At 71.9% G+C, this 26,510-nt stretch carries 24 protein-coding genes and 1 riboswitch; of the genes, 18 read left to right on the top strand and 6 right to left on the bottom strand.

The features are described from left to right. Positions 1-34 precede the first annotated feature (34 nt). Complete coding sequence (locus EU555_RS15075) at positions 35-1,381, top strand: AmpG family muropeptide MFS transporter (RefSeq protein ID WP_135415468.1); 1,347 nt, start codon at positions 35-37, stop codon at positions 1,379-1,381. 227 nt (positions 1,382-1,608) lie between these two features. Here EU555_RS15075 and EU555_RS15070 read toward each other — a convergent pair whose 3' ends face one another. After that, positions 1,609-2,031 carry a RidA family protein gene (locus EU555_RS15070; protein WP_135415467.1) on the bottom strand — a complete coding sequence of 141 codons (423 nt, stop codon included), beginning with the start codon at positions 2,029-2,031 and terminating at the stop codon, positions 1,609-1,611. Positions 2,032-2,142: 111 nt separating this feature from the next. On the opposite strand from EU555_RS15070, the gene EU555_RS15065 reads away from it, so the two are divergent. The 7 genes from EU555_RS15065 to EU555_RS15035 all read left to right on the top strand — a co-directional run bounded on the left by EU555_RS15065 (position 2,143) and on the right by EU555_RS15035 (position 8,838). Continuing rightward, positions 2,143-2,730 (top strand): TetR/AcrR family transcriptional regulator, encoded by a 588-nt coding sequence (locus tag EU555_RS15065; RefSeq protein WP_135415466.1) that lies wholly within the window; start codon positions 2,143-2,145, stop codon positions 2,728-2,730. 40 nt (positions 2,731-2,770) lie between these two features. After that, a riboswitch (TPP riboswitch) is annotated at positions 2,771-2,896 on the top strand. 83 nt (positions 2,897-2,979) lie between these two features. Beyond that, positions 2,980-4,056, top strand: coding sequence for a LuxE/PaaK family acyltransferase (locus EU555_RS15060; RefSeq protein ID WP_135415465.1), 1,077 nt, complete (start codon positions 2,980-2,982; stop codon positions 4,054-4,056). Further along, complete coding sequence (locus tag EU555_RS15055; protein ID WP_135415464.1) at positions 4,053-5,507, top strand: acyl-CoA reductase; 1,455 nt, start codon at positions 4,053-4,055, stop codon at positions 5,505-5,507. The genes EU555_RS15060 and EU555_RS15055 overlap by 4 nt, the downstream gene beginning before the upstream one ends. After that, the gene (locus tag EU555_RS15050; RefSeq protein ID WP_135415463.1) at positions 5,497-6,294 is read left to right on the top strand and encodes an ABC transporter ATP-binding protein; all 798 of its coding nucleotides are present in this window, start codon (positions 5,497-5,499) and stop codon (positions 6,292-6,294) included. Before EU555_RS15055 ends, EU555_RS15050 begins: the two co-directional genes overlap by 11 nt. Continuing rightward, positions 6,291-7,040: an ABC transporter permease gene (locus EU555_RS15045; RefSeq protein ID WP_135415462.1), complete on the top strand. Its 750-nt coding sequence runs from the start codon at positions 6,291-6,293 to the stop codon at positions 7,038-7,040. Before EU555_RS15050 ends, EU555_RS15045 begins: the two co-directional genes overlap by 4 nt. A 5-nt stretch (positions 7,041-7,045) precedes the next feature. Next, complete coding sequence (locus tag EU555_RS15040) at positions 7,046-8,074, top strand: ABC transporter substrate-binding protein (protein ID WP_135415461.1); 1,029 nt, start codon at positions 7,046-7,048, stop codon at positions 8,072-8,074. Then, the gene (locus tag EU555_RS15035) at positions 8,071-8,838 is read left to right on the top strand and encodes an SDR family oxidoreductase (protein ID WP_135415460.1); all 768 of its coding nucleotides are present in this window, start codon (positions 8,071-8,073) and stop codon (positions 8,836-8,838) included. The genes EU555_RS15040 and EU555_RS15035 overlap by 4 nt, the downstream gene beginning before the upstream one ends. A gap of 307 nt (positions 8,839-9,145) precedes the next feature. Here EU555_RS15035 and EU555_RS15030 read toward each other — a convergent pair whose 3' ends face one another. Beyond that, positions 9,146-9,733, bottom strand: a complete 588-nt coding sequence (locus EU555_RS15030; RefSeq protein WP_135415459.1) for a Uma2 family endonuclease — start codon at positions 9,731-9,733, stop codon at positions 9,146-9,148. A 203-nt stretch (positions 9,734-9,936) separates the two neighbouring features. On the opposite strand from EU555_RS15030, the gene EU555_RS15025 reads away from it, so the two are divergent. Genes EU555_RS15025 through soxZ form a run of 7 tightly spaced genes read left to right on the top strand, consistent with a single transcriptional unit; the run spans position 9,937 to position 15,349 of the window. Further along, complete coding sequence (locus EU555_RS15025) at positions 9,937-10,404, top strand: (2Fe-2S)-binding protein (RefSeq protein WP_135415458.1); 468 nt, start codon at positions 9,937-9,939, stop codon at positions 10,402-10,404. Positions 10,405-10,416: 12 nt separating this feature from the next. After that, the gene (locus EU555_RS15020) at positions 10,417-12,612 is read left to right on the top strand and encodes a xanthine dehydrogenase family protein molybdopterin-binding subunit (protein ID WP_135415457.1); all 2,196 of its coding nucleotides are present in this window, start codon (positions 10,417-10,419) and stop codon (positions 12,610-12,612) included. After that, positions 12,609-12,878, top strand: a complete 270-nt coding sequence (locus EU555_RS15015; protein ID WP_135415456.1) for a c-type cytochrome — start codon at positions 12,609-12,611, stop codon at positions 12,876-12,878. Before EU555_RS15020 ends, EU555_RS15015 begins: the two co-directional genes overlap by 4 nt. Then, positions 12,875-14,131, top strand: a complete 1,257-nt coding sequence (locus EU555_RS15010) for an NAD(P)/FAD-dependent oxidoreductase (protein ID WP_135415455.1) — start codon at positions 12,875-12,877, stop codon at positions 14,129-14,131. The genes EU555_RS15015 and EU555_RS15010 overlap by 4 nt, the downstream gene beginning before the upstream one ends. 14 nt (positions 14,132-14,145) lie before the next feature. Further along, on the top strand, positions 14,146-14,559 hold the full coding sequence (soxX, locus tag EU555_RS15005) for a sulfur oxidation c-type cytochrome SoxX (protein ID WP_245524314.1): 414 nt from the start codon (positions 14,146-14,148) through the stop codon (positions 14,557-14,559). Then, positions 14,556-15,026 carry a SoxY-related AACIE arm protein gene (locus EU555_RS15000; protein ID WP_135415454.1) on the top strand — a complete coding sequence of 157 codons (471 nt, stop codon included), beginning with the start codon at positions 14,556-14,558 and terminating at the stop codon, positions 15,024-15,026. The genes soxX and EU555_RS15000 overlap by 4 nt, the downstream gene beginning before the upstream one ends. A gap of 2 nt (positions 15,027-15,028) precedes the next feature. Next, positions 15,029-15,349 (top strand): thiosulfate oxidation carrier complex protein SoxZ, encoded by a 321-nt coding sequence (soxZ, locus tag EU555_RS14995; RefSeq protein WP_135415453.1) that lies wholly within the window; start codon positions 15,029-15,031, stop codon positions 15,347-15,349. A 463-nt stretch (positions 15,350-15,812) separates the two neighbouring features. Here soxZ and EU555_RS14990 read toward each other — a convergent pair whose 3' ends face one another. From EU555_RS14990 to EU555_RS14980, 3 genes are read right to left on the bottom strand one after another with little or no spacing between them, the layout of a single operon-like run. After that, the gene (locus EU555_RS14990) at positions 15,813-17,531 is read right to left on the bottom strand and encodes an AMP-binding protein (RefSeq protein WP_245524313.1); all 1,719 of its coding nucleotides are present in this window, start codon (positions 17,529-17,531) and stop codon (positions 15,813-15,815) included. A gap of 53 nt (positions 17,532-17,584) precedes the next feature. Then, complete coding sequence (locus tag EU555_RS14985) at positions 17,585-18,310, bottom strand: hypothetical protein (RefSeq protein ID WP_245524312.1); 726 nt, start codon at positions 18,308-18,310, stop codon at positions 17,585-17,587. After that, positions 18,307-19,818 (bottom strand): leucyl aminopeptidase, encoded by a 1,512-nt coding sequence (locus EU555_RS14980; RefSeq protein WP_135415452.1) that lies wholly within the window; start codon positions 19,816-19,818, stop codon positions 18,307-18,309. The genes EU555_RS14985 and EU555_RS14980 overlap by 4 nt, the downstream gene beginning before the upstream one ends. Before the next feature lie 230 nt (positions 19,819-20,048). Here EU555_RS14980 and lptF point away from each other — a divergent pair, with 230 nt between their 5' ends. Genes lptF through EU555_RS14965 form a run of 3 tightly spaced genes read left to right on the top strand, consistent with a single transcriptional unit; the run spans position 20,049 to position 24,979 of the window. Further along, a complete protein-coding gene (lptF, locus tag EU555_RS14975; protein ID WP_135415451.1) occupies positions 20,049-21,221 on the top strand; it encodes an LPS export ABC transporter permease LptF in 1,173 nt (390 codons plus the stop codon). Between the two features lie 6 nt (positions 21,222-21,227). Next, the gene (gene lptG, locus EU555_RS14970; RefSeq protein WP_135415450.1) at positions 21,228-22,316 is read left to right on the top strand and encodes an LPS export ABC transporter permease LptG; all 1,089 of its coding nucleotides are present in this window, start codon (positions 21,228-21,230) and stop codon (positions 22,314-22,316) included. Beyond that, a complete protein-coding gene (locus tag EU555_RS14965; protein WP_245524311.1) occupies positions 22,316-24,979 on the top strand; it encodes an LPS-assembly protein LptD in 2,664 nt (887 codons plus the stop codon). Before lptG ends, EU555_RS14965 begins: the two co-directional genes overlap by 1 nt. Before the next feature lie 70 nt (positions 24,980-25,049). On the opposite strand, the gene glmU is transcribed toward EU555_RS14965, so the two are convergent. Then, on the bottom strand, positions 25,050-26,393 hold the full coding sequence (gene glmU / locus EU555_RS14960) for a bifunctional UDP-N-acetylglucosamine diphosphorylase/glucosamine-1-phosphate N-acetyltransferase GlmU (protein WP_135415448.1): 1,344 nt from the start codon (positions 26,391-26,393) through the stop codon (positions 25,050-25,052). Positions 26,394-26,510: the final 117 nt, after the last annotated feature.

Here is a 26,510-nt window from a genome sequence, read left to right as displayed (position 1 = left end):
CCGTATCGCAGCCCATCCGCGAGCCCGATCGAGCATGACCGCGCCGGCCGTCACGTCCCCCGAGAGAACGCCACCCGAGAGAACGCCACCCGAGGGCACGCCGTTCTGGTCGGCGCTCTTCACCGACCGGCGGATCGCGCCGGCCCTCGGGCTCGGCTTCACCTCCGGCATCCCGTTCCTGCTCGTCTACGGCACGCAGGCCGCGTGGCTGTCCGATGCCGGCATCTCGATCGCCGCGATCGGGCTCCTGAGCGAGATGACGCTGGCCTACAAGTTCAAGTTCCTGTGGGCCCCGTTCCTCGACCGCTACGATCCGCCCCTGCTGGGGGCCCGCCTCGGCCGGCGGCGGGGCTGGATCGTGGTGGCGCTGCTGAGCGTGATGGCGATGCTCGCCGGCATCGCCTTCGGCGATCCCGCGCAGTGGCTCGCCTGGACGATCGCGTTCTCGGTGGCCCTCGGCTTTGCCGGCGCGACCCTCGACCTCGTCATCGATGGCTGGCGCATCACCAGCGTGCGGCCGCCCGAGAAGCAGGCCGTCCTCTCGTCCTGGACCGAGATCGGCTGGCGGATCGGCAACCTGGCGGCGGGGGCCGGCGCGCTGTTCCTGGCCGACCGGATCGGCTGGCGCGGCGCCTATCTCTGCATGGGCGCCCTGATGCTGGTGGGCATGCTCGCCGCGTTGTTCGCCCCGGAGCCGCCCTCCGACCAGGCGCCCCACCCGGCCCGGGCCGGCTTCGTCGATACGGTCTGGGCGCCGATCCGCGACCTCCTGAGGCGGCTCGGACCGATGGCGCCGGCGATCCTGCTCCTCGTCGCCGGCTTTCGCATGCCCGGCTACGTCGCGACCGCGATGGCGGTGCCGCTGTTCAAGCACCAGGGCTTCTCGAACACCGACATCGCCACCGTCACCAAGCTGTTCGGCTTCTGGATCGGGCTCGGCGGCACCTTCCTGGCCGGCGCGCTCATCCCGCGGATCGGCATGCTGCCGAGCCTCCTCATTGGCACGATCGCGGCCTCGGCGTCCCACCTGAGCCTCGCCTACCTCGCGGCGCATGGCGGCGACGGCGGACAGGCCTTCTGGACCTTCGCGGTCACGGTCGGCATCGACGGCTTCGCCTACGCCTTCGCGTCGGTGGTGCTCATCACCTACATGTCGACGCTCGCCTCGACCGAGCACGCCGCGAGCCAGTTCGGGCTCCTGACCTCGCTCTGCGCCTTCCCGGGCAGCGTCCTGGCCGGCTTCTCCGGCTTCATCGTCGAGCGGACGGGGTTTCCCCTGTTCTTTGTCCTGACCTCGCTCATCGGCGTGCCGGTGGCGCTCCTGGCCGTCTATGTCTGGGCGAAGGTCGGCATCTCCGACGAGGCGCCCGCCAAACCCTGACGCGTCGCCGGGAAAAGAGTCAGAGCCTGTTTGACCGGCGAGAAGGGCATCGCATGGACCTGATTCATCCCATCCACCACCTCATCCTGAGGTGCGACTGAAAGGAGCCTCGAAGGAGAGTTCCAGATAACACAGTGATTACTGGAGGCCTCCTTCGAGGTCAGTCGATTTCTCATCGACTGACACCTCAGGATGAGGTTGAAGGTAAGATAAATTTGCCAGCCACATCAAGCAGGCTCTAAGGCTTGGCCCGGGATACGCGCGATCACCTTGATCTCGAAGTCGAACCCGGCGAGCCAGGTCACCCCGACCGCCGTCCAGTTCGGATAGGGCGCCTCACCGATCACGCCGTCGCGCACCCGCATCACCGCGTCGAACTGCGTCGCCGGGTCGGTGTGGAAGGTCGTGACGTCGACGACGTCGTCGAAGGTGCAGCCCGCCGCCTCCAGCACCGCCGCGAGCCGGGCGAAGGCCAGGGCGACCTGGGCCTCGAAATCGGGCTCGGGCGAGCCGTCCTCGCGGCTGCCGACCTGGCCCGACACGAACAGCAGGTCGCCGGAGCGGATCGCCGCCGAGTAGCGGTGCTGCTCGTAGAGGGCCTGACGGCCGGGCGGGAACACGACGTCGCGCTTCGAGAGGGCCTGCGCCATGGATTGCTCCTTCGGTCCCGCGCTTGATATACGGAGCGTATGTGAGAAAGCACGGATACGCGCCGTATGTCAATTCACATACGGACCGTATGTAGAGAAGGGTGGGGCGAGGTGGCCGGACGACGCGCGCAGATGATGGAGGAGACGCGAGGCAAGCTCCTCCGGGCGGCCCGGGCGGCCTTCGCGGCGAGGGGCTATGCCGGTGCCTCGATGGACGAATTGACCGCCGAGGCCGGGCTGACGCGGGGGGCGCTCTATCACAATTTCGGCGACAAGAGGGGCCTGCTCCAGGCCGTGATCGACCAGATCGACGCCGAGATGGCGGCGCGCCTGCGCGCCGTCGGCGAGCGGGCCTCGCACCCCTGGCGCGGCCTCCTCGACGAGTACCGGGCCTATATCGAGATGGCGGTGGAGCCAGAGATCCAGCGCATCCTGCTCCTCGACGGGCCGGCGGTCCTGGGCGATCCGTCGCTGTGGCCGAGCCAGAATGCCTGCCTCGCCGAGACGACCCGGCGCATCCGGACGCTCGTCGAGGACGGCGCGATCCCGCCGGTCGACGCGGAGGCCGCCGCGCGGCTCCTCAACGGCGCGTCGCTCCACGCGGCTCTGTGGATCGCGGCGTCGAAGGAGCCCGAGGCCACCCTGGGCAAGGCGCTCGAGGCCTTCCGGCGGCTCGCCGAGGGCCTGGCGCGCCCGTGAGGCCTCAAACTTGACACCCGTCCCCGCGCCCCCCACTGTCATCGGCTCCCAGGGGAGCCTCGCTGAGGGGGCTGAGATTCCGCCGGTCTGGATCGTCCGGGCGCCGCGGTGACCCTATGAACCTGATCCGGGTCATGCCGGCGTAGGGATGCGGGACCGGCGCGGCCGCGGGGCCGGGAGAGCCGTCACTTCGCGCATGATCTCCGCCGCGCATGGCCGACGCCCGGGACCGGGCGCGAGGTAGCCGTGATGTCGCAAGCGGAGATCGTCGACGCCCTTCTCGACTTCATCGGGCGGCCGGGTGCGACCGAGGACGCGTTCGAGGCGCTGGCGCTGCGGCTCTTCGCCTACCAGTTCCGGAACAACGCCCCCTACCGCCGCTTCGCCCAGGCCCGGGGCCGCACGCCGCTGACGGTGCGGCGCTGGCGCGACATCCCGGCGGTGCCAATCAAGGCGTTCAAGGACCTGACCCTGAGCTGCTGCCCGCCGGACGCGGCCGAGCGGGTCTTCATGACGAGCGGCACGACCGGTGCCGGCCGCGGCCGCAGCTACCACCCGACGCTCGCAGTCTACGACCGCTCGATGCTGACTGGCTTCGCCGCCCGGATCATGCGCGGGCGCGCGCGGATCCGCATGGGGATCCTGTTTCCGGACGAGGCGGTCCTGCCGAACTCGTCGCTCGCCCATTACCTGGCGCTTGCCAAGGACCATTTCGGCACGCCGGACAGCGCTGTCTTCGTCGGCCCGTCCGGTCTCGACCTCGACGCGCTCCTGTCGGCGCTGGCGGAGGCCGAGGCCTCGGGCGAGCCTTATGCGCTGCTCGGCGCCACCTACGCCTTCGTGCCGGTGATGGACGCGCTCGCCGCGCAAGGGCGCCGCTTCGCCCTGCCGGCGGGGAGTTTTCTCTTCGACACCGGCGGCTTCAAGGGCCAGTCGCGCGAGATCGAGCCGGACGCGTTCTACGACGGGCTGTCGCAGGCCTTCGGGGTGCCGCGCGCGGCGTGCCTCAACATGTACGGCATGACCGAGCTGAGCACCCAGTTCTACGACGACGGCAACGCGGTCTGTCCGCCCGTGAAGTCCGGCCCGCACTGGATCCGCAGCCGCGTCGTCGATCCGCTCACCGGCGCGGACCTGCCGGAGGGCGAGACCGGCGTGCTGGTCCACCACGACCTCGCCCATTTCAACTCGGTCTCGGCGATCCTGACCGAGGATGCCGGCGTGATCGTGCCCGGCGGCTTCCGGCTGCTCGGCCGGGTCGAGGGGTCGGCGTCGCGCGGATGCTCGGTCGCCGTGGCCGAGTTCCTGGCCGCGGCGCAGGGATGAGCGCGATCGAAGAGGCCGGCCACCTTCCGGGGCTTCCCGCCGAGACGGTCGGCCGGCGCGTGGTCGAATACGGCGCCTGGGGCGAGACCGTCGCGGTGGCGCTGCCGTCCTTGAGCGGGGATCAGGCGAAGGTCCTGTGCGGCCACATCCGCACCCGCGCCCGCGAGACCTTGCGGCGCATGCCGACCGCCCGCATCGTCGCGGCCATCGACCGGGCGAGCGCCGGCCTGCTCGACCGCGCGCACCCGCTGCGCCGCAAGGCCGAGGCGCTGCTGCCGGTCGTCACCGGCTACGACCGCGAGACCGTGCGGCTCGGCCTGACGAGCACCCTGAAGACCTTCCGGCAGCCGCAGCTGCTGCGCTTCCTGGCGGAGGATTTTTCCAACCCGGGCGTGCTCGACGGATTCCAGCCGGCGGTGAAGGGCGGCCTCGTCCGCGCGAAGGGCCCCGACCTGCTGCTGCATGTCTGGGCCGGCAACGTCCCGGCGCTCGCCTTGTGGAGCCTCGTTGCCGGCCTGCTGGTGAAGGCCGGCACGCTCGGCAAGCTCGCCACGGCCGAGCCCCTGACCGCCGGGTGGTTCGCGCAGGCGATCGCGGAGGCCGATCCCGAACTCGGCGATTGCCTCGCCGTCACGTGGTGGAAGGGCGGCGCCGGCGGGGTCGAGGCCGCCTGCCTCATGCAAGCCGACTGCGTCATGGCCTATGGCGGCGACGAGACGCTCGCGGACTTGCGCGCCAAGGTGCCGGTCGGGACCCGGTTCCTGCCCCACGGCCACCGCATCGGCTTCGCGATGATCGCCCGCGAGGCCCTCGACAGCCGCCGCGCCGGCCCGCTCGCGCGGCTCGCCGCCCACGACGTCGTCCGCTACGAGCAGCAGGGCTGCTACGCGCCGCAGATGCTGTTCGTCGAGCGCAGCGGCGCCGTGGCGCCGCTTGAGTTCGCCCGGCACCTCGCGTACGAACTCGCCGCGATGGCGAGCCGCCACCCGCGCCGGCGGCTCGACCCGGCCGAGTCCGCCGGCATCGCCGCCTGGCGCAGCGCCCACGAGATGCGGGCCCTCGACGGGAGCGCCACGCTGCTCGGCGATCCGGCCGATCCGTGGAGCGTCGTCCACCTCGATTCCGCCGCGAGCCTGAGCCCGTCCGGCCTCAACCGCACCCTCGCCGTGGTGGCGGTCGACGACCTTGCCGAGGTGCCGGCCCTGGTGGCGCCCCACCGCGCCTTCCTGCAGACCGCCGGCATCGCCGCCGCCCCTGCGCGGCTGCTGCGCCTCGCGGACGACCTCGCGGCGGCCGGCGTCACCCGGATCGCCGCCATCGGCCGCATGACGGCGCCGGAGGCCGGCTGGCACCATGACGGCCGCTTCAGCCTGCTCGACCTCGTCACCCTGACGGAGATCGAGGCGAGCGCCGAGGCGGCGGCGGAAGGCTTCGCGCCCTATGCCGACTGACGCCATCCCGGCCGTCGCCGACGGCTTCCTCACCCTCGAGGGCGTGCGCTACCGCTTTCCCGGCGACCCGGCCGACACCGTCGCGGGGGTCGACTGGGCGGTTCCCCGCGGGGCGATCCACTGCCTCCTTGGCCGCAGCGGCTGCGGCAAGACGACGTTGCTCAAGCTCGCGGCCGGCCTGCTGGCGCCGGATGCGGGCGCCGTGCGGATCGCCGGGGCCATCCTGCACGGCCCGAGCCCTCGCGTCGGCTTCGTGTTCCAGGCCCCGACCCTGCTCGACTGGCTCTCCGCCCTCGACAACGTGCTGCTGCCGGTCTCGCTCAGGCGCCGGCCGACGGCCGCCGACCGCGCGGCGGCCCGCGACCTCCTGGCGGCGATGGGCCTCGGCGACCTGCTTGAGCGCCGGCCGGCCGCCCTGTCGGGCGGGCAGCAGAGCCGCGTCGCGCTCGCCCGCGCGCTCATCGGCGCGCCGGACCTGCTGCTCCTCGACGAGCCCTTCGCGGCCCTCGACGCGCTGACCCGCGAGGAGTTGCAGGACGACCTCCTGCGCCTCTGCGCCTCCCGCGGCACCGCCGCCCTGTTCGTCACCCACGACATCGCCGAGGCGGTCACCCTCGGCGACCGGGTCGGCGTGATGGCGGCCGGGCGGCTCGTGCACGAGGCCGCGGTCCCGCTGCCGCGGCCCCGGCCTGCCGGCATCCGCTACGAGCCCGTTTTCGGGGCCGCCTGCCGCGCGCTGCGCCAGATCATGGACGGCCCCGCCCCTTCCGTCGGGCGGGCGGCGTGAGGACGCGGCTGGCCTCCGCGCTGCTGCTGGCGGGCCTGCTCGCCGCCTGGGAGGCGTGGTGCCGCTCAGGCGCGGTCTCGCCCCTCGTCCTGCCGGCGCCCTCCGCGGTCGCCGACACGCTTTGGGGCGAGATCGCCACCGGCCGGCTCTGGCCGCACCTGCGGGTCACCGTCACCGAGATGGCGCTCGGGCTCCTTGCCGGCACAGTCCTCGGCCTCGGCGCCGGGATCCTGCTCGCCGAGTGGCCGGCCCTTCACCGGGTGCTGAGGCCCTACGTGCTGGCGAGCCAGCTGGTGCCGAAGCTGGCGCTCGGGCCCCTCCTCATCCTGTGGTTCGGCTTCGGCCTGACGCCCACCGTCGTGATCACCGCGCTGATCTGCTTCTTCCCGCTCTTGGAAAACACCCTCACCGGGCTGGAGCAGGTCGATCCGGGCAAGCGCGAGCTGTTCCGCATGCTCGGGGCGAGCCGGGGCCAGACCCTGCTGCGCCTGAAGCTGCCCTCGGCCCTGCCGGTGATCCTGGCGGGGTTCCGCGTCGCCATCGTGCTCGCCCTCGTGGGCGCGGTGGTGGGCGAGTTCGTCGGCGGGCGCCAGGGCCTCGGCGCCTCGATCATCGCCGCCCAGAGCGTGATGGATTCGAGCCTGATCGTGGCTTTGTTCGTCGTGATCACCGCCGTCGGCACCGTCGTCTACGAGGCCGCGCGGGGGCTCGAGACCCTGATCCTGCGCCGATACGCGAGAGGTTGATTGCCATGAACGTCCTGCGCCTCATGCGCGCCCTGCCGCTCCTCGCCCTCGCCTGGCTCGCCCAGCCCGCCGCGGCGCAGGCGCCCGACAAGGTGCATGTCCCCGACAAGGTGACGGTCGCCGGCTGGAGCCAGCCGATCAGCGAGATCACCAACCTGCTGGCCGAGCCGGACCACGGCCTGTTCAAGGCCCGCGGCATCGCCCTCGACTACGTGCCGGGCAATGGCGGCGGCTCTGCGATCCAGGCACTGCTCGCCGGCCAGGCCGATATCGCCTTCACGGATCCGGCCTCGTTCTACCTCGCCCTCGACAAGGGCGCGGATCTCGTGGCGATCTACAACATCTATCCCCAGAACGTGTTCAACGTCGTCTCGCCCAAGGCCCGCGGCATCCGCTCGGTGGCCGACCTCAAGGGCAGGCGCGTCGGCGTCTACAGCCTGGCGAGCGGCACGCGCCAGCACCTGCTCCTGCTGCTGGCCGCCGCGGGCCTCAAGGAATCCGACGTGACGGTCGAGGTCACCGGCCTCCTCAACTTCGCGCCCCTGATCCAGGGCCAGGTCGAGGCCACCGCGGCCACCGATACCGGGCTGCTCGTCGGCCGGGCGAAGGGCCTCGGCGAGGTCGACGTGATCGAGGTACGCGACCACCTGAACCTGCCGAGCGACATCTTCGTGGTGACGCGCAGCGCCTACGAGACGAGGAAGCCGCTGCTGACGCGCTTCCTCGCGGCCTACCGCGATTCCGCCGCCTGGATGATCGCCAGGCCCGACGAGGCGGCGCGGCTCGCGGTGACGCGGGCGATCAACGGGCGCGACGAGGCGATCAACCGCGAGGTCATCCGCCTGCGCAACCTCTCCAGCGTGTCGCCGACCACCGAGCGCGAGGGCCTCGGCCATTTCGATCCGGCCGTGCTGCAGCAGGGCGCCGACCTGTTTCGCTCGCTCGGCCTCATCACCCGCGCCCTCGACATCGGGCAGGTGGTGAAGACCGACCTGATCCCCCCCAAGGGTGCCCCGAAGGAGGGCAGGCCGTGAGGTTCCGCGACCGCGCCATCCTGGTCACGGGGGCAAGCCGCGGCATCGGCGCGGCCATCGCCACGGCCTTCGCGGCCGAGGGCGGCCTCGTCATCGTCAACTACCGCGAGAACGAAGCCGCCGCCGAGGCGGTGGCCGAGCGTTGCCGGTCCCTCGGCGGCCAGGCGCTCGCGGTCGCGGCCGACGTGACCGATCCGGCGGCGGTGGCCGCGCTCGCGGAGCGGATCGCCGAGGAGGTCGGCCGCCTCGACGCGATCGTCAACAACGCCTTCGCGCCCTACCGCTTCGACCCCGACCGCCGCACGCGCTTTCGCGACATGCCGTGGGAGGCCTACCAGCGCCAGTTCGACGGTGCGGTGCGGGCCGCCTACACGGTCGTCCAGGCGCTCCTCCCGCTCGTGACTCGGCGCAGCGGGGCCGCCATCGTCAACCTGGCGAGCGACCTCGTGGCGCGACCCAGCATCCCCTATCACGACTACACCACCGCCAAGGCGGCGCTGATCGGCTTCAGCCGCAACCTCGCGGCGGAACTCGGGCCGCTCGGCGTGCGGGTCAACTGCGTGGCGCCGGGCCTCGTCACCGCGACCGACGCGAGCCGGGACACGCCCGAGGAGGTCCGCGAGGCGCTGATCGCCCAGACCCCCCTGCGCCGCCTCGCGACGCCGGAGGACGTGGCCGGGCCGGTGCTCTTCCTCGCCGGCGAGGAGAGCCGCTTCGTCACCGGGCAGGTGCTGTACGTCGATGGCGGGCTGGTGATGGGGTGATACGAGTTCCGCCTGATCCGCTCGAATAAAGATAGAGCGCGTCTCCCCTCTCCCGTGTGGGAGAGGGGCCGGGGGATCGAAGATCCCGCACGGGCCTGCGGCCCGCGTGAGGGTGGCGACGGTTCAGTGTAGAGCGCTGAGCGTCGTGCTGGCAGCTCGACTGTCGGCGCTAGAATCGGAAGCGTGTCACCCTCACGCGGGATCTTCGATCCCCTACCCCTCTCCCAAACGGGAGAGGGGATCCCGAGCCATATTCGTGTCGGGATAGATCACGCGGAAAGCTTATGAGGGGCCCCGGACCCGTCCGTCAGCCGAGATCCGCGAGAGGGACCGCGACGCCGGCCAACGCCGCCGCCTGCGGCTGCAGGACCGCGTCCCGGGGCATTTCCACGACATCACGGTAGAGGCCGTCGATGGGCGCCCGATGAACCCAGGCCTCGCGCTCCTGCGCGTCGATCACCCAATATTCCCGCACGCCGTGCCGGGCGTAGAGCGCCGCCTTGCGGCCCCGGTCGTAGGCGAGGCTCGAGACCGCGACCTCGATCACCAGCAGGATCTCGGGGCCGGGGATCGTGCAGAACCCCTCCGGTGAGGCGCTGCGGGCGCTCAACGGAGCTAGGAGGAGATCCGGCTCCAGCAGCAGGCCCGGCTCGAGCTGGAGCGTGCTCTCGATGCCGAGGTAGATCGAATCCGGGAGGATCGGGGTGAGGCGCCGATTCAGCGCATTCTTCACGGCGTCATGCGCGAACCCCTTCGCCGCCATCTCGACCAGCTCACCGTCCAAGAGTTCGACCCGCTCGTCCTCGTGCAGGATCCCGGCGTCCAGCATCAGCCGCAGATCGCCGGCGGTGAAGCGGCGCGGAAGCGGGCTGTCGGGCGTGACGTGGATGGTCATCGCGGCTCGTGGGCTGGAACCGATGGGCAAGCCTATCAGGCAACGCGCAGGAAGGCACGCTCGCGCATCCGTCATCGCCGAGCGCCAAGCCGCGCCTTGAACTTGTTATCGTTTCAGGGTGGTATCCGCGCGACGGCGGCGCCCCCCGCGGCCGCCCAACCCATCACGGCGCCCGGCGCCGGCCAAACCCAGACGGAAACGCCATGATACGCCTGAACGTGAACGGGTCCGTGCGCGAGGTCGAGGCGGAGCCCGACACCCCGCTCCTGTGGGTGATCCGCGAGCAGGTCGGCCTCACCGGCACGAAGTACGGCTGCGGCATCGCCCAGTGCGGCGCCTGCACGGTCCATCTCGACGGGCAGGCCGTGCGGTCCTGCTCGCTGCCGGTCTCGAGCATCGAGCCGGGCCAGAAGATCGTCACCATCGAGGGCCTGAGCCCCGACCGCTCGCATCCGGTGCAGAAGGCCTGGGCCGAGCTCGACGTGCCGCAATGCGGCTTCTGCCAGTCCGGCATGATCATGGCGGCCGCCGCCCTGCTGGCGCAGAAGCCGAAGCCGAGCGAGGCCGAGATCCGCCAGGAGATCACCAACATCTGCCGCTGCGGCACCTACAACCGGGTGCTCGCCGGCATCAACCTCGCCGCCCAGGGCGGCGAGACCGGCCGCGGCTGACGGGAGGCCACCATGACCAGCACCGCCTCCCCCGCCCTCTCCCGCCGCTTCTTCCTGGCCGGCTCCGCCGCCGCGGCCGGCGGCCTCGCCCTCGGGTTCGACCTGTCGGGCGCGCCAGCGGCCGCTCAGGGCGCCGCTCCCGCCACGCCCGAGGTCAATGCCTGGGTGGTCGTGCGCCCGGACGAGACCGTGGTGATCCGCATCGCCCGCTCGGAGATGGGCCAGGGCACGCTCACCGGCCTCGCGCAGCTCGTGGCCGAGGAGCTCGGCTGCGACTGGAGCAAGGTCACGACCGAGTACCCGACGCCCGGCCAGAACCTCGCCCGCGGCCGGGTCTGGGGCGACTTCTCCACCGGCGGCAGCCGCGGCATCCGCGAGTCCTACGTCGCGGTGCGCCAGGGCGGGGCCGCCGCCCGCACCATGCTGGTCGCGGCCGCGGCCCAGGAATGGGGCGTCCCGGCCGGCGAGTGCCGTGTCGAGAAGGGCGTCATCAGCCATCCGTCCTCCGGCCGCTCCACCACCTTCGGCAAGGTGGCGGCCGCCGCCGGCCGCATGGAGCCGCCGAAGGACGTCGCCCTCAAGGACCCGAAGGACTGGATCATCGCCGGCAAGCCGGTGCAGCGCCTCGACACCGTCGAGAAGACCGACGGGTCGCAGGTCTACGGCATCGACCTGAAGCTGCCCGGCATGCTCAACGCCGCGATCCGCGACTGCCCGGTGGTCGGCGGCACGGTGAAGAGCGTCGACGCCTCGGCGGTGGAGAAGATGCCCGGCGTGCGCAAGGTGGTGCGGGTCGGCGACAGCGCGGTGGCGGTCGTCGCCGACACGTTCTGGCGCGCCAAGACCGCCGTGGACGCCCTGCCGGTCGTGTGGGACGAGGGCCCGAACGCCAAGGTGTCGAGCGAGACGATCGCCGCGATGCTGAAGGAAGGGCTCGACGCGCCCGACGCCTTCGTGGGCAACAAGGCGGGCGACGCGGCCGCCGCCCTCAAGGGCGCCGCCAAGGTGGTCGAGGCGACCTACGCCTATCCGTTCCAGAACCACGCCACGATGGAGCCGATGAACGCCACGGCGCGCTGGACGCCGGAGCGCTGCGAGGTCTGGACCCCGACCCAGAACGGCGAGGCGGCGCTCGCCGCCGCGGCCGAGGCCGCCGGCCTGTCGCCGCGGCAATGCGACGTGACCAAGATCCACCTCGGCGGCGGCTTCGGCCGGCGCGGCGCCACCCACGACTGGGTGCGCCAGGCGGTGCTGATCGCGCGCGAACTCCCCGGGACCCCGGTCAAGCTGATCTGGACCCGCGAGGAGGACATGACCCACGGCCGCTACCACCCGGTCACCCAGTGCCGGATGCGCGCGGCCCTCGACGAGAGCGGCAACCTCACCGGCCTGCACATGCGGATCTCCGGCCAGTCGATCCTGGCCGGCATCCTCCCGGGGCGGCTCGCGTCCGACGGCAAGGACCCGGTGACGTTCCAGGGCCTCAACCCCGGCGGGGCGGAGGCCGCGATCGGCTACACGATCCCGAACCTGCTCATCGACCACGCGATGCGCAACCCGCCGATCGTCCCGGGCTTCTGGCGCGGGGTGAACACCAACCCGAACGCGATCTACCTCGAGTGCTTCCTCGACGAGGTGGCGCACGCGGCCGGCCAGGACCCGCTGGCCTTCCGCCGCAAGCTGATGGCCAAGCACCCCAAGCACCTGGGCGTGCTCAACGCGGTCGCCGAGCGCATCGGCTGGGAGACCTCGAAGCCGCCGGCCGGCGTGCACCGGGGCATCGCCCAGATCATGGGCTTCGGCAGCTACGTCGCGGCCGCGGCCGAGGTCTCGGTCAGTGACGACGGCAAGATCAAGGTGCACCGCATCGTCGCCGCCACCGATCCGGGCGTCGCGATCAACCCGCAGCAGATCGAGGCGCAGGTCGCCGGCTCCTTCGTCTACGGGCTGTCGGCCGCGCTCTACGGCGAGTGCACGGTGAAGGACGGGCGCATCGAGCAGACCAACTTCGACTCCTACCCGGTCCTGCGCCTCGACGAGATGCCGGCGGTGGAGGCGATCCTGATGCCGTCGGGCGGCTTCATCGGCGGCGTCGGCGAGCCGACGATCGCGGTGGCCGCGCCCGCCGTCCTCAACGCGGTCTTCGCCGCCACCGGCAAGCGGGTGCGCCAGATTCCGGCGAGCCGCACGGACCTGAAGCGCGCGTGAGGCGGCTCGCCCTCCTGCTGCTGCTCGCGACCCCGGCGGCGGCGGCGCCGCCGCCGGGGGCCACGACCTGCTCGGGGTGCCACGGCGCCCCCGGTGGGGCGGTGCCGAGCCTTGCCGGCCACTCGGCCGAGGACATCGCGGCGGCGATGGCCGCCTTCCGGACCGGGGCGCGGCCCGCCACGGTGATGAACCGCATCGCCAAGGGTTTTTCCGACGAGGAGAGCCGGGCGATCGCCGCGTGGATTGCGCAAGGAGGCGGCCAATGACCGGGATCGGCCGCCGGGCGGTGCTGGCGGGCCTCGCCGCGACTTCGTTCGCGCGCCCCAGCCTCGCGCAGGGCGCGCGCGGGCGCGTCGTCGTGATCGGCGGCGGCTTCGGCGGCACCACCGCCGCGCGGGCGCTGCAGCGGGCCGGAATCGGCGTCACGCTCGTCGAGCCGGCGGAGACCTACCTCGCCTGCCCGTTCAGCAACGAGGTGATCGCCGGGATGCGCCCGCTCTCGGCCCAGGCCTTCGGGTATGACGGCGTGCGGGCAAGCGGCGTCACGATCGCCCGCACCCGCGCCGAGGCGGTCGACGGCGCGGCGCGCCAGGTGCGGCTCGCCGACGGCCAGGTGCTCGACTACGACCGGCTGATCCTCTCGCCCGGCATCGCGCTGCGCTTCGACGCCCTGCCGGGCTACGACGCGGCCGCCGCGCAAGCGATGCCGCATGCCTGGAAGGCCGGGGCCCAGACCGAGCTCCTGGCCCGCCAGCTCGCCGCGATGCCGGAGGGCGGCACCGTAGTGATGTCGGTGCCGGGCAACCCCTATCGCTGCCCGCCCGGGCCCTACGAGCGGGCGAGCCTGATCGCCTGGTTCCTCAAGACCCGCAAGCCCCGCGCCAAGCTGATCGTGCTCGACGCCAAGGACACGTTCTCCAAGCAGCGGCTGTTCGAATCCGCCTGGCGGGCGCTCTACCCCGACATCCTCGAATACGTGCCGCTCGCCGCCGGCGGCCAGGTCACGTCGGTCGATCCCGGCCAGATGAGCGTCGCCACCGACTTCTCGACCTACAAGGCCGACGTCGCCTGCATCATCCCGCCCCAGCGGGCGGCCCCGATCGCCACGGCGGCGGGAGTGACGGACCGCTCGGGCTGGTGCCCGATCGACCCGGTCACCTTCGAGTCGCGCCTGGTGCCGCGGATCCACGTGATCGGCGACGCGGCCATCGCCGGGGCGATGCCGAAATCCGCCTTCGCGGCCAATGCGCAGGCGAAGGTCTGCGCCGACGCGGTGGCCGATCTCCTGGCGGGGCGGACGCCGGTTGCGCCGAAGCTCGTCAACACCTGCTACAGCCTGGTCGCGCCCGGCTACGGCATCTCGGTCGCCGGGGTGTACCACCCGGACAAGGGCGTGCTCGCCGACGTCGAGGGCGCCGGCGGCACCAGCCCCCTCGACGCGCCCGACGACGTGCGCAAGCAGGAGGCGGTCTACGCCGAGGACTGGTACCGCACCATCACGGCCGCGGTGTTCGGGTGAGGCACGGGATCGCCGTGCTCCTCGCCCTGACGCAGATCGCGCTCGCTCCGGCGACGATCGTCGACGATGGAATCCCGGACCCGCTCGAGGGCCGTGTCGGGGATGCGGGCAGAGGCGCGGCGATCGCCCGCGACACCCGCAAGGGCCTGTGCCCGCTCTGCCATTCCGGCCTCGGCGGCTCGGCCCCGGCGGGCGATCTCGGGCCCGACCTCTCGGATGTCGGCGCGCGGCTCTCCGCCGGGCAGCTGCGCCTGCGCCTCGCCGACGGGCGCGCCTTGAATCCCGCCACCCTGATGCCCTCCTATTACCGGACCGACGGCACCCGGGTGGCGAGCGCCTGGCGCGGCCGGCCGGTGCTGGAGGCGGGCGAGATCGAGGACGTCATCGCCTACTTGGTCACCCTGAAGGGAGGGCGTTCGGCGCCATGACGGCACAGCTTCACCGCCGTACGATCCTCGCCGGGGGGGCCGGCCTCCTCGCGGTCGCCCTGGTGCGGCCCGGCGCCGCCGCGATCATCCGGCCGACCCGGGAGGCGACCGTCGAGGCGATCCGCCGCTTCACCGGCGGCGCGACGGTGCAGCCGGGCCGGATCCACCTCGACATGCCGCCGCTGGTCGAGAACGGCAACACGGTGCCGCTGGCCATCACCGTCGAGAGCCCGATGAGCGAGGCCGACCACGTCCGCCGCATCGCGGTGTTCAACGACAAGAATCCGCAGCCCCACGTGGTGACGCTGCATCTCGGCCCCCGGGCCGGCCGCGCCGCGGTCAATACCCGGATTCGCCTCGCCGATTCCCAGACCATCACCGCCATCGCGGAGATGCGCGACGGCAGCTTCTGGTCCGCGACCGCCGACGCGATCGTGACGCTGGCGGCCTGCGTGGAAGGATCGTGACGATGGCCCGCGCCCTCATCAACCTGCCGAAGACCGCCAAGGCCGGCGCGGTGATCGAGATCAAGACCCTGATCTCGCACCCGATGGAGACCGGCTACCGCCCGGGCCCCGACGGCCGCCTGATCCCGCGCAACATCATCACCGACTTCGTCTGCCTGTACGACGGCGAGGAGGTCTTTCGCGCCGAACTCTCTCCCGCGAGCGCCGCCAACCCGTACCTCACCTTCACGACGGTCGCGACGAAGACCGGGACCCTGACCTTCACCTGGACGGGGGACAACGGGTTCTCGCAGACGGAGGAGATGGGGATCACGGTGACGTAAAAGGTCGCCTGACGATCCCGATGACCGGATTAAGATGAGGTCCGCGAAAACCCTCCCCCTTCTGCGGGGGAGGGTGCCCCACGAGGTGGGGCGGGCGAGGGGAACCACGCTTCCGGAGAGTTCTGAGCCGTCGTGAAGACTGCGGGCTGGATCAGCGTCGCGCCGCCCCTCTCCCGGCTCACTGCGTTCGTCACCCTCCCCCGCAGAGGGCTATCGCATTCACACATCGCTGTCTGAAAGCTTCCCCCTTAAAAGATAGCGCGCCTCTCCTCCCCCTTGTGGGGAGGAGTTGGAGGTGGGGGTGGTGCAGAGGGCACCGCATAGCCATACGCGGCACCACCCCCACCCCTAACCCCTCCCCACAAGGGGGAGGGGAAAGTGCGCGCCTTCACAACGGGTTGGTCTTCGGAAGCGATGTGTGAATCTGCTAGCCCGCAGAGGGGGGAGGATTACGGCGCGGCGCTTATCCCACCGCCTCCCCCTCCTCCCGCAGCGCCCGCCTGAGCACCTTGCCGACATTCGTCTTCGGCAGGCTGTCGCGGAAGACGAAGCGGCGCGGCACCTTGTAGGCGGTCAGGCCTTCGCGTGCGTAAGCCCGGAGCGCCTCGGCCGTCAGGTCGGGGTCGCGGCGCACCACGTGGGCGACGACGCTCTCGCCGGTCTCCGCTGAGGGCTCGCCCACCACCGCCACCTCGAGCACGCCCGGATGGGCGGCGAGCACGTCCTCGACCTCGTTCGGGTAGACGTTGAAGCCGGAGACCAGGATCATGTCCTTCATCCGGTCGACGATGCGGACCTGCCCGTCGGGCTCGATCAGGGCGATGTCGCCGGTGCGGAAGAAGCCGTCCGGGGTCATCGCCCGGGCGGTCTCGTCCGGCCTGCCCCAGTAGCCGGCCATTACCTGGGGCCCGCGCACGCAGAGCTCGCCGGGCTGGCCCACCGGCAGGGTGGTGCCGGCCGCGTCGCGGATGCAGACCTCGGTCGAGGGGACTGGATAGCCGATCGTGCCCGACCAGTCGTGCAGGGTCGGCGGGTTGACGGCGACGACCGGCGCGGTCTCGGACAGGCCGTAGCCCTCGATGACCGGACGGCCGGTCACGGCCTTCCAGCGCCGGGCGACGGGGGCCTGCATCGCCATGCCGCCGGCGATGGCGTAGTCGAGCCGCGACCAGTCGACCTTGCCGATATCCGGGTGGTTGAGCAGGGCGTTGAACAGGGTGTTGACGCCCGACAGGTTGGTGAAGCGGTGCTTGCGCAGCAGGGCCACGAAGCCGCCGATGTCGCGCGGGTTCGGCACCAGCAGGCAGCAGGCGCCGAGCCGCAGCATGAAGAAGAAGCAGCAGGTCAGCGCGAAGATGTGGTAGAGCGGCAGGGCCGTCACCATCACCCGGCCCGGCCCCTCGTCGTCGCGCATGCCGAACCAGACCCGGCTCTGCTCGACATTGGCGGCGACGTTGCGGTGGGTGAGCATCGCCCCCTTCGACACGCCGGTGGTGCCGCCGGTATATTGCAGGAAGGCGAGGTCGTCGGGCCCGACCGCGACCGGGCGGAACGTGGCCTTGCGGCCGGCGGCGAGCATCGCCTTGAAGGCGATGCGGCGGGCCTCCGGCAGCGCGAAGGCCGGCACCGCCTTCTTGAGGTGGCGGGCCGCCAGCGTGATGACGGTTCCCTTCAGCCCGAGCCCGTCGCCGGCGCCCGCGACCACCACCCGTTCGAGGCCGGGCAGTTCCGGCAGCGCCTCGGCGACCGTGTGGCAGAAGTTCTCCAGGACGACCAGCACCCGGGCGCCGGCATCGCGCAGCTGGTGGGTCAGCTCGCGGGGGGTGTAGAGCGGGTTGACGTTGACGACCGTGGCGCCGGCGAGGAGCGCGCCGATCAGCGCGATGGGGAAGGCCGGCACGTTCGGCATCATGATGGCGACCCGGTCGCCCTTCGCGATGCCGTGCGCCTGGAGCCAGGCCGCCACCGCCTCGCCCTCGCGCTTCAGCGCCGCGAAGGTCAGGGAGGCCCCGAAACAGGTGATCGCCGGGCGGTCGGCGAAGCGCTGTGCGGCGGTCTCGATCAGCCCGACCAGGGTGCCGAGGCGCTCGGGGTGGATCTCCGCCGGGACACCGGCCGGATAGGCGGCGAGCCAGGGCCGCGGCGGGGTGTTCGGTTCCATCGCGCTCGACCCTTTGCCCATGACCTCAGCCCTCCCGGCGCCGAAGGCCTCCCCGGGCCCGGCTTTCCCTCCGGTTAGCGATTCCCCAGGGCCGTTTCAACCGAGCCGCGAGACCCGATGAGGCTCATGGCGGCATGGGGCAGGAACGCCGCGAGCGTGATGCCGAGGGCCAAGGCCGCCTGACCGCCCAGCGGCAGGCGCGGAAAGCCCGACAGGCCGAGGTCCCGCGCCGCCGCGAGCAGGCCAAGGGCCCAGGCGAGGGCGAGGAAGCGCAGGACGCACCGCGCGAGGGCCCGGCCCCAGCTGCCGCGCCGCGGCAGGCCGCGGGCGACGACGGCCGCGACGGCGAGTGCGCTGCCGAAGACCAGGGCCGCCATCAGGGCGCCGAGCCCGTGCGCCACCATCATCGGCTGGCCGGACAGGAAGGCGACGCCGCCGACCGAGAAGCCGGCCCGCAGCACGAGCCCGCCATAGGTCGGGTGCAGCGAGAGCGCCAGCACCAGGGCGATCCCGAGGAGCGCGCCGAGCCAGCCGCGCCAGTTCGGCGTGGCGAGCGGCAGGAAAGCCGCCCGCGCAGCCCCGTAGGCGATTGCGGCGAAGAACAGCGGGTAGCGGTCGGCGAAGAAGCCGTAGGACCATTGGCCGAACCCCGCCGCGTCGAGGCTGCGTTGCGTCGCGCCGGTGGCGGCGGCGAGCGCCACCGCGGCGAGCGCCGCCCCGAGGGGGAGCAGCGCGGAAAGGCGCCCGGTCCGGGACGCCGTCGGAGCGGCGCCCGGAAGGGCGCCGGTGATGGCGCTCACGCCTCGTAGTGGTCGCGCACGAGGCGGTCGAGGAGGCGCACGCCCCAGCCCGAGCCCCAGGAGCGGTTGACCTCGGTCGCCGGCGAGCCCATCCCGACGCCGGCGATGTCGAGGTGGATCCACGGCACGTCGTTGACGTAGCGCTTGAGGAACTGCGCCGCGGTGGCCGAGCCGCCGTGGCGCCCGCCGGTGTTCTTCATGTCGGCGAACTTCGACTCGATCAGCTTGTCGAAGCCCGGCGTCAGCGGCATGCGCCAGACCCGCTCGCCGGTGGCCTCGCCGGCGGCCGAGAGGCGCTGCGCCAGCTCGTCGTTGTTCGAGAACATGCCGGCGAATTCCTGGCCGAGCGCCACCAGGATCGCGCCCGTCAGGGTCGCGAGGTCGATCATGAACCGCGGCTTGTAGGTCTGCTGCACGTGCCAGAGCACGTCGGCGAGCACCAGCCGGCCTTCCGCGTCGGTGTTGATGATCTCGATCGTCTGGCCGGACATGGAGGTGACGATGTCGCCGGGGCGCTGGGCCTTGCCGTCGGGCATGTTCTCGACGAGGCCGATGGCGCCCAGCGCGTTCACCTTGGCCTTGCGGCTGGCGAGCGCGTGCATCAGGCCGACCACGCAGGCGGCGCCCGCCATGTCGCCCTTCATGTCCTCCATGCCGCCGCTCCCCTTGATGGAGATGCCGCCGGAATCGAAGCACACGCCCTTGCCGATGAAGGCCACCGGCGCCTCGGCCGGGTCCTCGCCGCCGTTCCAGCGCATGATGACGACCCTGGCCTCCTTGGCCGAGCCCTGCGCGACGGCGAGGAGCGCCCGCATGCCGAGCTTCCTCATGTCCTTCTCGTCGAGGATCTCGATCTCGACGCCGAGCTTCTCGAGCGCGGAGGCGCGGCGGGCGAATTCCTCCGGGTCGAGGACGTTCGGGGGCTCGTTGACGAGCTCGCGGGCGAGGATCACGCCCTCGGCGAGCCCTTCGGCGCCGCGCGCGGCCTTCTTCAGGCCCGCATTCTCCGGCACCAGCAGGGTCAGGCGCCCGCCCCCGCCGCTCTCCTCGCCCTCGGGCGACTTCTTGCTCTTGTAGCGGTCGAACTTGTAGGCGCGCAGGCGTGCGCCCAGCGAGAAGGCCGCGACCTCCTCCGCCCCCGGCGCCGTGCCGGGCCATTCCAGCACCACCGTGGCCTGGCGGCTGCCGGTCTTCCCGGCGGTGAAGCCGCCGAGGGTCGCCCAGTCGCGGGAGGCCGCCTCGTCGGAGCCGGTGCCGATCACCACCAGGCGCTCGGCCGAGAGGCCCGCCGGCGCCGTGAGCACGAGGGCGCTCGACGCCTTGCCCTTGAACCGCTCGACGCCCGCGGCGCGCGCGACGAGCTCGGCGGCGCCGGGCCCTGCGATCTCGGCGGCCCGCGGCGACAGGGCGAGGTCCTCGCCGACGAACAGCACGAGGTCGCCGCCGGGCTTCACGGGCGAACTGGTCGCGACGAGGGATTCGATCTCGATGCTGATGCCGTCCGCCATGGCGTTGCTTTCGTCCCGTCCGTTGGATCGCGCGTCTCTCGCGGCGCCGCGTCGGTCCTGTGTAGCGGCGGGATGCTGTCGAGCGCAACGCGAGCCGGGTGTGGCCGCCCAAGCGCGCCCGCCCGCAAAAGGCCGCACTTGCGGTGCTTGAGGGCAGCCGGTGCTTGTGCGGCCGGCGGGGGACGCCTAACCAGCATCGACGCGGAAGGGGGCCCGACCGCAGCCGGCCGATGAAACAGATCGAGCGCTACATCTTCCGCATCGCCCTCGGGGCCTTCCTGTCGTGCCTGATCGGCCTCACCGGCGTGATCTGGGTGACGCAGGCCCTGCGCGAGCTCGACCTGATCACCGCCAAGGGCCAGACCCTGCTGATCTTCTTCCTGATCACCGGCCTGTCGCTGCCCACCCTCATCACCGTGATCGCGCCCGTCGCGCTGTTCATCGCGGTGGTCTACGCGCTCAACAAGCTCAACGGCGATTCCGAGCTGATCGTGATGAGCGCCGCCGGGATGTCGCCGCGCCACCTGATGCGGCCGTTCCTGACGCTGGCGCTGGCGGTGAGCGCCGCGATCGGTTTCCTGACCATCCAGGTGATGCCCTCGAGCTTCCAGGAGCTGCGCGACGTGCTCACCCGCGTGCGCGGCGACTTCATCGCCAACGTGGTCAAGGAGGGGCAGTTCACCAGCCTCGACAGCGGCATCACCTTCCATTTCCGCGAGCGGGCGCCGAACGGGGCGCTGCTCGGCATCTTCATGCAGGATCGGCGCGAGGCCGGGCGCACGGTGGTCTACCTCGCCGAGCGCGGCCAGGCGGTCGACCTCGACGGCCAGACCTACCTGGTGCTCGAGAAGGGCAGCATCCACCGCCAGCAGCCGAACAGCCGCGACGCCTCGATCATCACCTTCCAGCGCTACGCCGTGGATCTCGCGGCCTTCACGCCGCCGGATGCCGACACGGTCTACAAGCCGCGCGAGCGCTCGACCGTGCAGCTGCTGTTTCCGAACCCGGACGAGACCTATTACAAGCTGACCAAGGGCCGCTTCCGGGCCGAGCTGCACGACCGGCTCTCCTCGTGGCTCTACCCCCTGGCGCTCGGGCTGATCGCCTTCGCGGCGCTCGGCGACCCCCGCACCACCCGCCAGGGACGCGGGCTGGCGGTCGCCGGGGCCATCGCGGCCGTGGTGGGCTTGCGCATCGCGGGCTTCGCCGCCTCGAGCGCGGCGGTGCGCAGCCAGGCCGCCGTGACGGCGATCTATGCCGCGCCGCTGATCGCCATCGCGCTCTCGCTCCTCGTCGCCTTCCAGGGCAACCGGGTGCGGGCCTTCAACGCCGCCCTCGCCATGCGGCTGCGCCGGCTCTCCGGCGCGCTCCCGGTCCGGGCTCTCCGGATGCGGGCGGGCTGAGCCGTCATGCTGATCGGCGCCACCCTCGGCCGCTACCTGGCGGCCCGCTTCCTGCGCATGATCCTGGGGGTCTTCCTCACGGTCTTCGCCCTCGTCTACACCCTCGACTTCGTCGAGCTGATGCGCCGGGCCGGCGACGCCGAGGGCGCCTCCGCCGCCGTGATGGCGCGCCTCGCGCTCTTCCGCACCCCGGCGGTGGCCGAGCAGGTCCTGCCTTTCGCGATCCTGTTCGGCGCCATGGCGGCGCTCCTCCAGCTCAGCCGCAAGCTCGAGCTGGTGGTGGCGCGGGCCGCCGGCATCTCGGCCTGGCAGTTCCTGCAGCCCGGCGCGCTGGTGGCGCTCGGCATCGGCGCCTTCACGGTCGGGGTCTACAACCCGGTCTCGGCCGAGCTGAAGCAGCGCTCGACCGAGATCGAGGCCAAGATCTTCGCCCGCTCGGCCAAGGCCGGCTCCGGCAAGGACCTGTGGATCCGCCAGCGCAGCATCGACGGCCAGGCGATCATCCGGGCCGAGACCGCGGTCGAGGGCACGACGACGCTCGCCGGCGTCGCGGTCTTCGCCTTCGACGATGCGGGCGCCTTCACCCGGCAGATGCAGGCGGCCCGCGCCACCCTGCACGACGGCTACTGGGAATTGCAGGACGTGCGCGTGCAGGGGATGGATGAGGAGCCGCAGAGCTACGACACCTACCTGATCGCCTCGACCCTCGATCCCTCCCAGGTGCGCCAGCGCTTCACCCCGCCGGAATCCGTGCCTTTCTGGCAACTGAACCAGACGATCGCCCGGACCGAGCGGGCGGGACTCGATGCCACGCGCTACCGCCTGCAATACGACGTGCTGATGGCCCGCCCGGTGCTGTTCCTGGCGATGGTGCTGGTGGCGGCATCGGTTTCATTAAGGTTCTTCCGCTTTGGTGGCATCGGCAAGATGGTGCTCGGCGGCGTCGCGGCGGGCTTCGTCCTGTACGTGGCGCGGCAGGTGATGGAGGGCCTCGGCGCCTCTGGATTGGTCGCGGCCCCGGTGGCGGCCTGGTTCCCGGCCGTGGTAGGGAGTCTCCTCGGAACGCTCGCGCTTCTGCACCTGGAGGACGGCTGATGCCCAACCTCCCGAGACGTGGCGCGGGCACAGCGGGTGCGGGGATGGGTCGAGTCGTGCGTAGGGCCGCGGGCGCCGCGGTCACGGGATCCCTGACGGTTCTGCTGGCCGCCGCCGTCACGGTGGGCGCGGGCGAGCCCGCGCGCGCGCAGGGCACCCTCAACGACCGCCTCGCGGCCGGCTCGGCCAAGAACGCGGCCAAGCAGGGCAGCGAGCGCCTGCTCGTCGAGGCGAAGGAGCTCGTCTACGACAACGACCGCAACACGGTCTCGGCGGTCGGCAACGCCGAGCTGCATTACGGCCCGCGCACCCTGCTGGCCGACCGCGTGCGCTACGACCGCAACACCGGCCGGGTCTTCGCCGAGGGCAATGTCCGCCTCACCGACGAGACCGGCGCGGTGGTCACCGGCGACCGGATGGAGCTGACCGACGACTTCAAGTCGGGCTTCATCGATTCGCTGCGCATCCAGCAGACCATCGAGCAGCGCGGCCGCCCGGCCCGGGTGCGGTTCTCCGCCCCGCGGGCGGAGCGCGTCGAGGGCGAGACCACCACCTTCGAGTACGGCACCTACACCGCCTGCGAGCCGTGCAAGGACCATCCGGAGCGGCCGCCGCTCTGGCAGGTGAAGTCGACCCGGATCATCCACAACAACGAGGAGCGCCGGATCTACTACGAGGATTCGACCCTCGAGGTGGCCGGGATCCCGATCGCCTACCTGCCCTACTTCTACTCGCCCGACCCGACGGTGCGGCGCGACACCGGCTTCCTGGCGCCGCACTTCGTGTCGTCGAACGTGCTCGGCTACGGCATCGGCACGCCGTTCTTCTGGAACATCGCACCGGATTACGACCTGACCGTCGAGCCGACCTTCCTGTCGAAGCAGGGCGTGCTGGGCCAGGCCGAGTGGCGCCAGCGCCTCGCCAACGGCTTCTACAACGTCCGGGTCAGCGGCATCTTCCAGTCCACCCCGAGCGCCTTCCTCCCCGGGCCGCTCGGCTCCGGCGACCGCGACTTCCGCGGCTCGATCGAATCGGCCGGCCACTTCTATCTCGGCCAGAACTGGCGCGCCGGCTGGGACGTCGTCGGCGTCACCGACAAGTGGTTCCTCGACAACTACCGCATCCGCAACCAGACGATCAGCACGGACTATTTCCGCGAGGCGGTGTCCACCGCCTACCTGATCGGCCAGGGTGATCGCTCGTGGTTCGAGGCGCGGGGCTACTACTTCAAGGGCCTGTCGACCTACGACTGGCAGAAGCAGCAGCCGATCGTCGCCCCGGTGATCGACTACGACAAGCGCCGCGACGGGCCCGACCCGCTCGGCGGCGAGGTGCGCTTCCAGGCCAATCTCACGCATCTGACCCGGGACGCGACCCAGTACACCCAGATCCCGCGCACCGGCACCTACCTGCTGAGCCCGAGCGTCAACGGCATCACCTTCCCGCTCTACAGCACCTGCTCGGTGTTCGAGCGCGGGCAGTGCCTGGTGAGTGGGCTCGCCGGCGACACCACCCGGGCGAGCGCCCAGGTGTCGTGGCGGCGCACCTTCACGGACGAGTTCGGCCAGCGCTGGCAGCCCTTCGCCTACCTGCGCGGCGACGCCTTCTTCGTGAACCCGAGCACGACCGGCTACCAGAACAACGAGGTCAGCAAGCTGTTCTCGCCCGATTCGGACTTCTCCGCCCGGGTGATGCCGGCGGTCGGGCTCGAGTACCGCTATCCCTTCGTGGCCGATTTCGGCCCGCTCGGCGTCCACACCGTCTCGCCGGTCGCCCAGGTGATCGTGCGGCCGAGCGAGAGCCGCATCGGCCGCCTGCCGAACGAGGACGCCCAGAGCCTCGTCTTCGACGACACCTCGCTGTTCGCGTGGGACAAGTTCTCAGGGTACGACCGGGTCGAGGGCGGCGTGCGCGCCAATCTCGGCGCCGAGTACTCGGTCACCGGCCGCAACGGCTTCTACATGAACGCGATGTTCGGCGAGTCGATCGCGCTCGCCGGCGTCAACTCGTTCCGCCGCGGCGACATCGCCAATGTGGGCCGCGATTCCGGCCTCGAGACCACCCGCTCGGACTTCGTCTCGCGCTTCCAGGTGTCGCCGAACCAGAACATCAGCTTCATCACCCGGGCCCGGTTCGACAACGCCACCTTCGCGCTCAAGCGCTTCGAGAGCGGCATCACCGCGAAGTTCGCGCCGTTCCTGCCGCTCGAGACCTCGCTGATCTACGCCCGCTACGAGGCGCAGCCCGAGCTCGGCTACGACCGCCGCCGCGAGGGCCTGCAGGCCGCCGCCCTCTACAACATCACGCCGAACTGGTTCGTGACCGGCTCGGTGCTGTTCGACCTCTCGCACTACCTGCAGGTGCGCGAGTTCTACGCCTCGGCGGCCCAGGCCTACTTCCTCAACCCGGTCGGCACGGCGCCGACCTACGACAAGGCCGACAAGTTCTACGTCTCGTCGTCGGGCCTCGGCTTCGGCTACCGCGACGAGTGCACCACGGTCTCGTTCAACTACCTGTCCTCGCCGATCGAGACTGCGGCGGGCCTGCGCGAGCGCAACCGGACCTTCCTGCTGCGGATCGAGCTGCGCACCCTCGGCGAGGCGAATTTCCGCCAGAACCTCAGCACCACCACGACGGCGGATGGCATCGCGACGGCCCGGTGACGGGCCGCAGGCGCGCCCCGAGCGGGGCGCGTTCCGGCCACGCCCCCGGGACGCGGCCTCGGGACCGGGCTCACCGCTTCGTCGGCTTGGCCCATCCGGTCTTGATCACCTGCCGGCCCCGGCCGATGGCGAGGGCGCCGGGCGGCACGTCGTCGGTGATCACCGAGCCCGAGCCCACGAAGGCGCCCGCCCCGATCGTCACCGGCGCCACCAGCGCCGCGTGCGAGCCCACGAAGGCGCCGGCCCCGATCTCGGTGCGGTGCTTGTTCGCGCCGTCGTAGTTGCAGGTGATGGTGCCGGCCCCGAGATTGGCGCCCGCCCCCACCTCGGCGTCGCCGACATAGGAGAGGTGGTTGACCTTGGCGCCGGCCCGGATCGCGGCGTTCTTCACCTCGACGAAGTTGCCGATGCGGGCGCCCTCCTCCAGCACCGTCCCGGGCCGCAGGCGGGCATAGGGCCCGATCTGAGCGCCGGCGGCGAGCCGCGCCTTCTCCAGGTGCGAGAAGGCGTGGATGGTGCAACGATCGCCGACGACGACGCCGGGGCCGAACACCACGTGGGGCTCGATCACGACGTCGCGGCCGAGCGCGGTGTCGTGGCTGAAGAACACCGTCTCGGGGGCGATCAGGGTGGCGCCCTCCAGCATCGCGCGCCGGCGCAGCCGCGCCTGCACCGCCGCCTCGGCGGCGGCGAGCTGCACCCGGTCGTTGACGCCCTGCGCCTCCGCCTCGGAGACCGGCACCACCGCGACCCGCTGCCCGTCCGCCACCGCGAGCGCCACGGCGTCCGGCAGGTAGTACTCGCCCGCCGCGTTGGCGTTGCCGATCCGCTCCAAGAGGCCGAGGGCGAGCGCGCCCGACAGCGCCATCAGGCCGGCATTGCACAGGGTGACGGTGCGCTCCGCCGCGCTCGCGTCCTTCTCCTCGCGGATCGCCGTCACCCGGCCGTCCGCGACCAGCACCCGTCCGTAGCCGGTGGGATCGGCTGCCTCGAAGGCCAGCACCGCGACGGCCGCGCCCTGGCTGAGCGGCGCGCGCAGGCGGGCATAGGTCTCGGGGGTGATCAGCGGCGTGTCGCCGAAGGCCACCACCACGTCGTCGGCGCCCGCAAGAAGCGCGCGCCGCGCCGCCAGCACCGCGTGGGCTGTGCCCAGGCGCTCGGCCTGCGGATAGGTCTCGGCACCCGGAAAACCCGCGACGACCCGGGCGACGTCGTCGCGGCCGGGCTCGACCACCACGGCGAGGCGCCCCGCCCCGGCCTCCCCGACCGCGGCGAGCACGTGGGCGAGCATCGGCCGGCCGGCGATCGGGTGGAGCACCTTCGGCAGGGCCGAGCGCATCCGCGTGCCCTTGCCGGCGGCGAGCACGACGGCGAGGAGGGAGCGGGCCCCGGCGGGGTTCGGCGTGGAGGTCATCGGCGGCCTGTCATACGCGGGAGGAGGGTCGTCCGTGGGCGTTGCAACCGTCTAGCCGATCGTCCCGGATCGGCAAGCGCGCCCGGCCCGCGACGCGACCCTGCCCCGGACGCGATT

This window comes from Methylobacterium nonmethylotrophicum (assembly GCF_004745635.1).
Lineage (GTDB): Bacteria > Pseudomonadota > Alphaproteobacteria > Rhizobiales > Beijerinckiaceae > Methylobacterium > Methylobacterium nonmethylotrophicum.
Note: the sequence above shows the minus strand (reverse complement) of the source record. Positions and strands in the feature narration are given on the sequence as shown.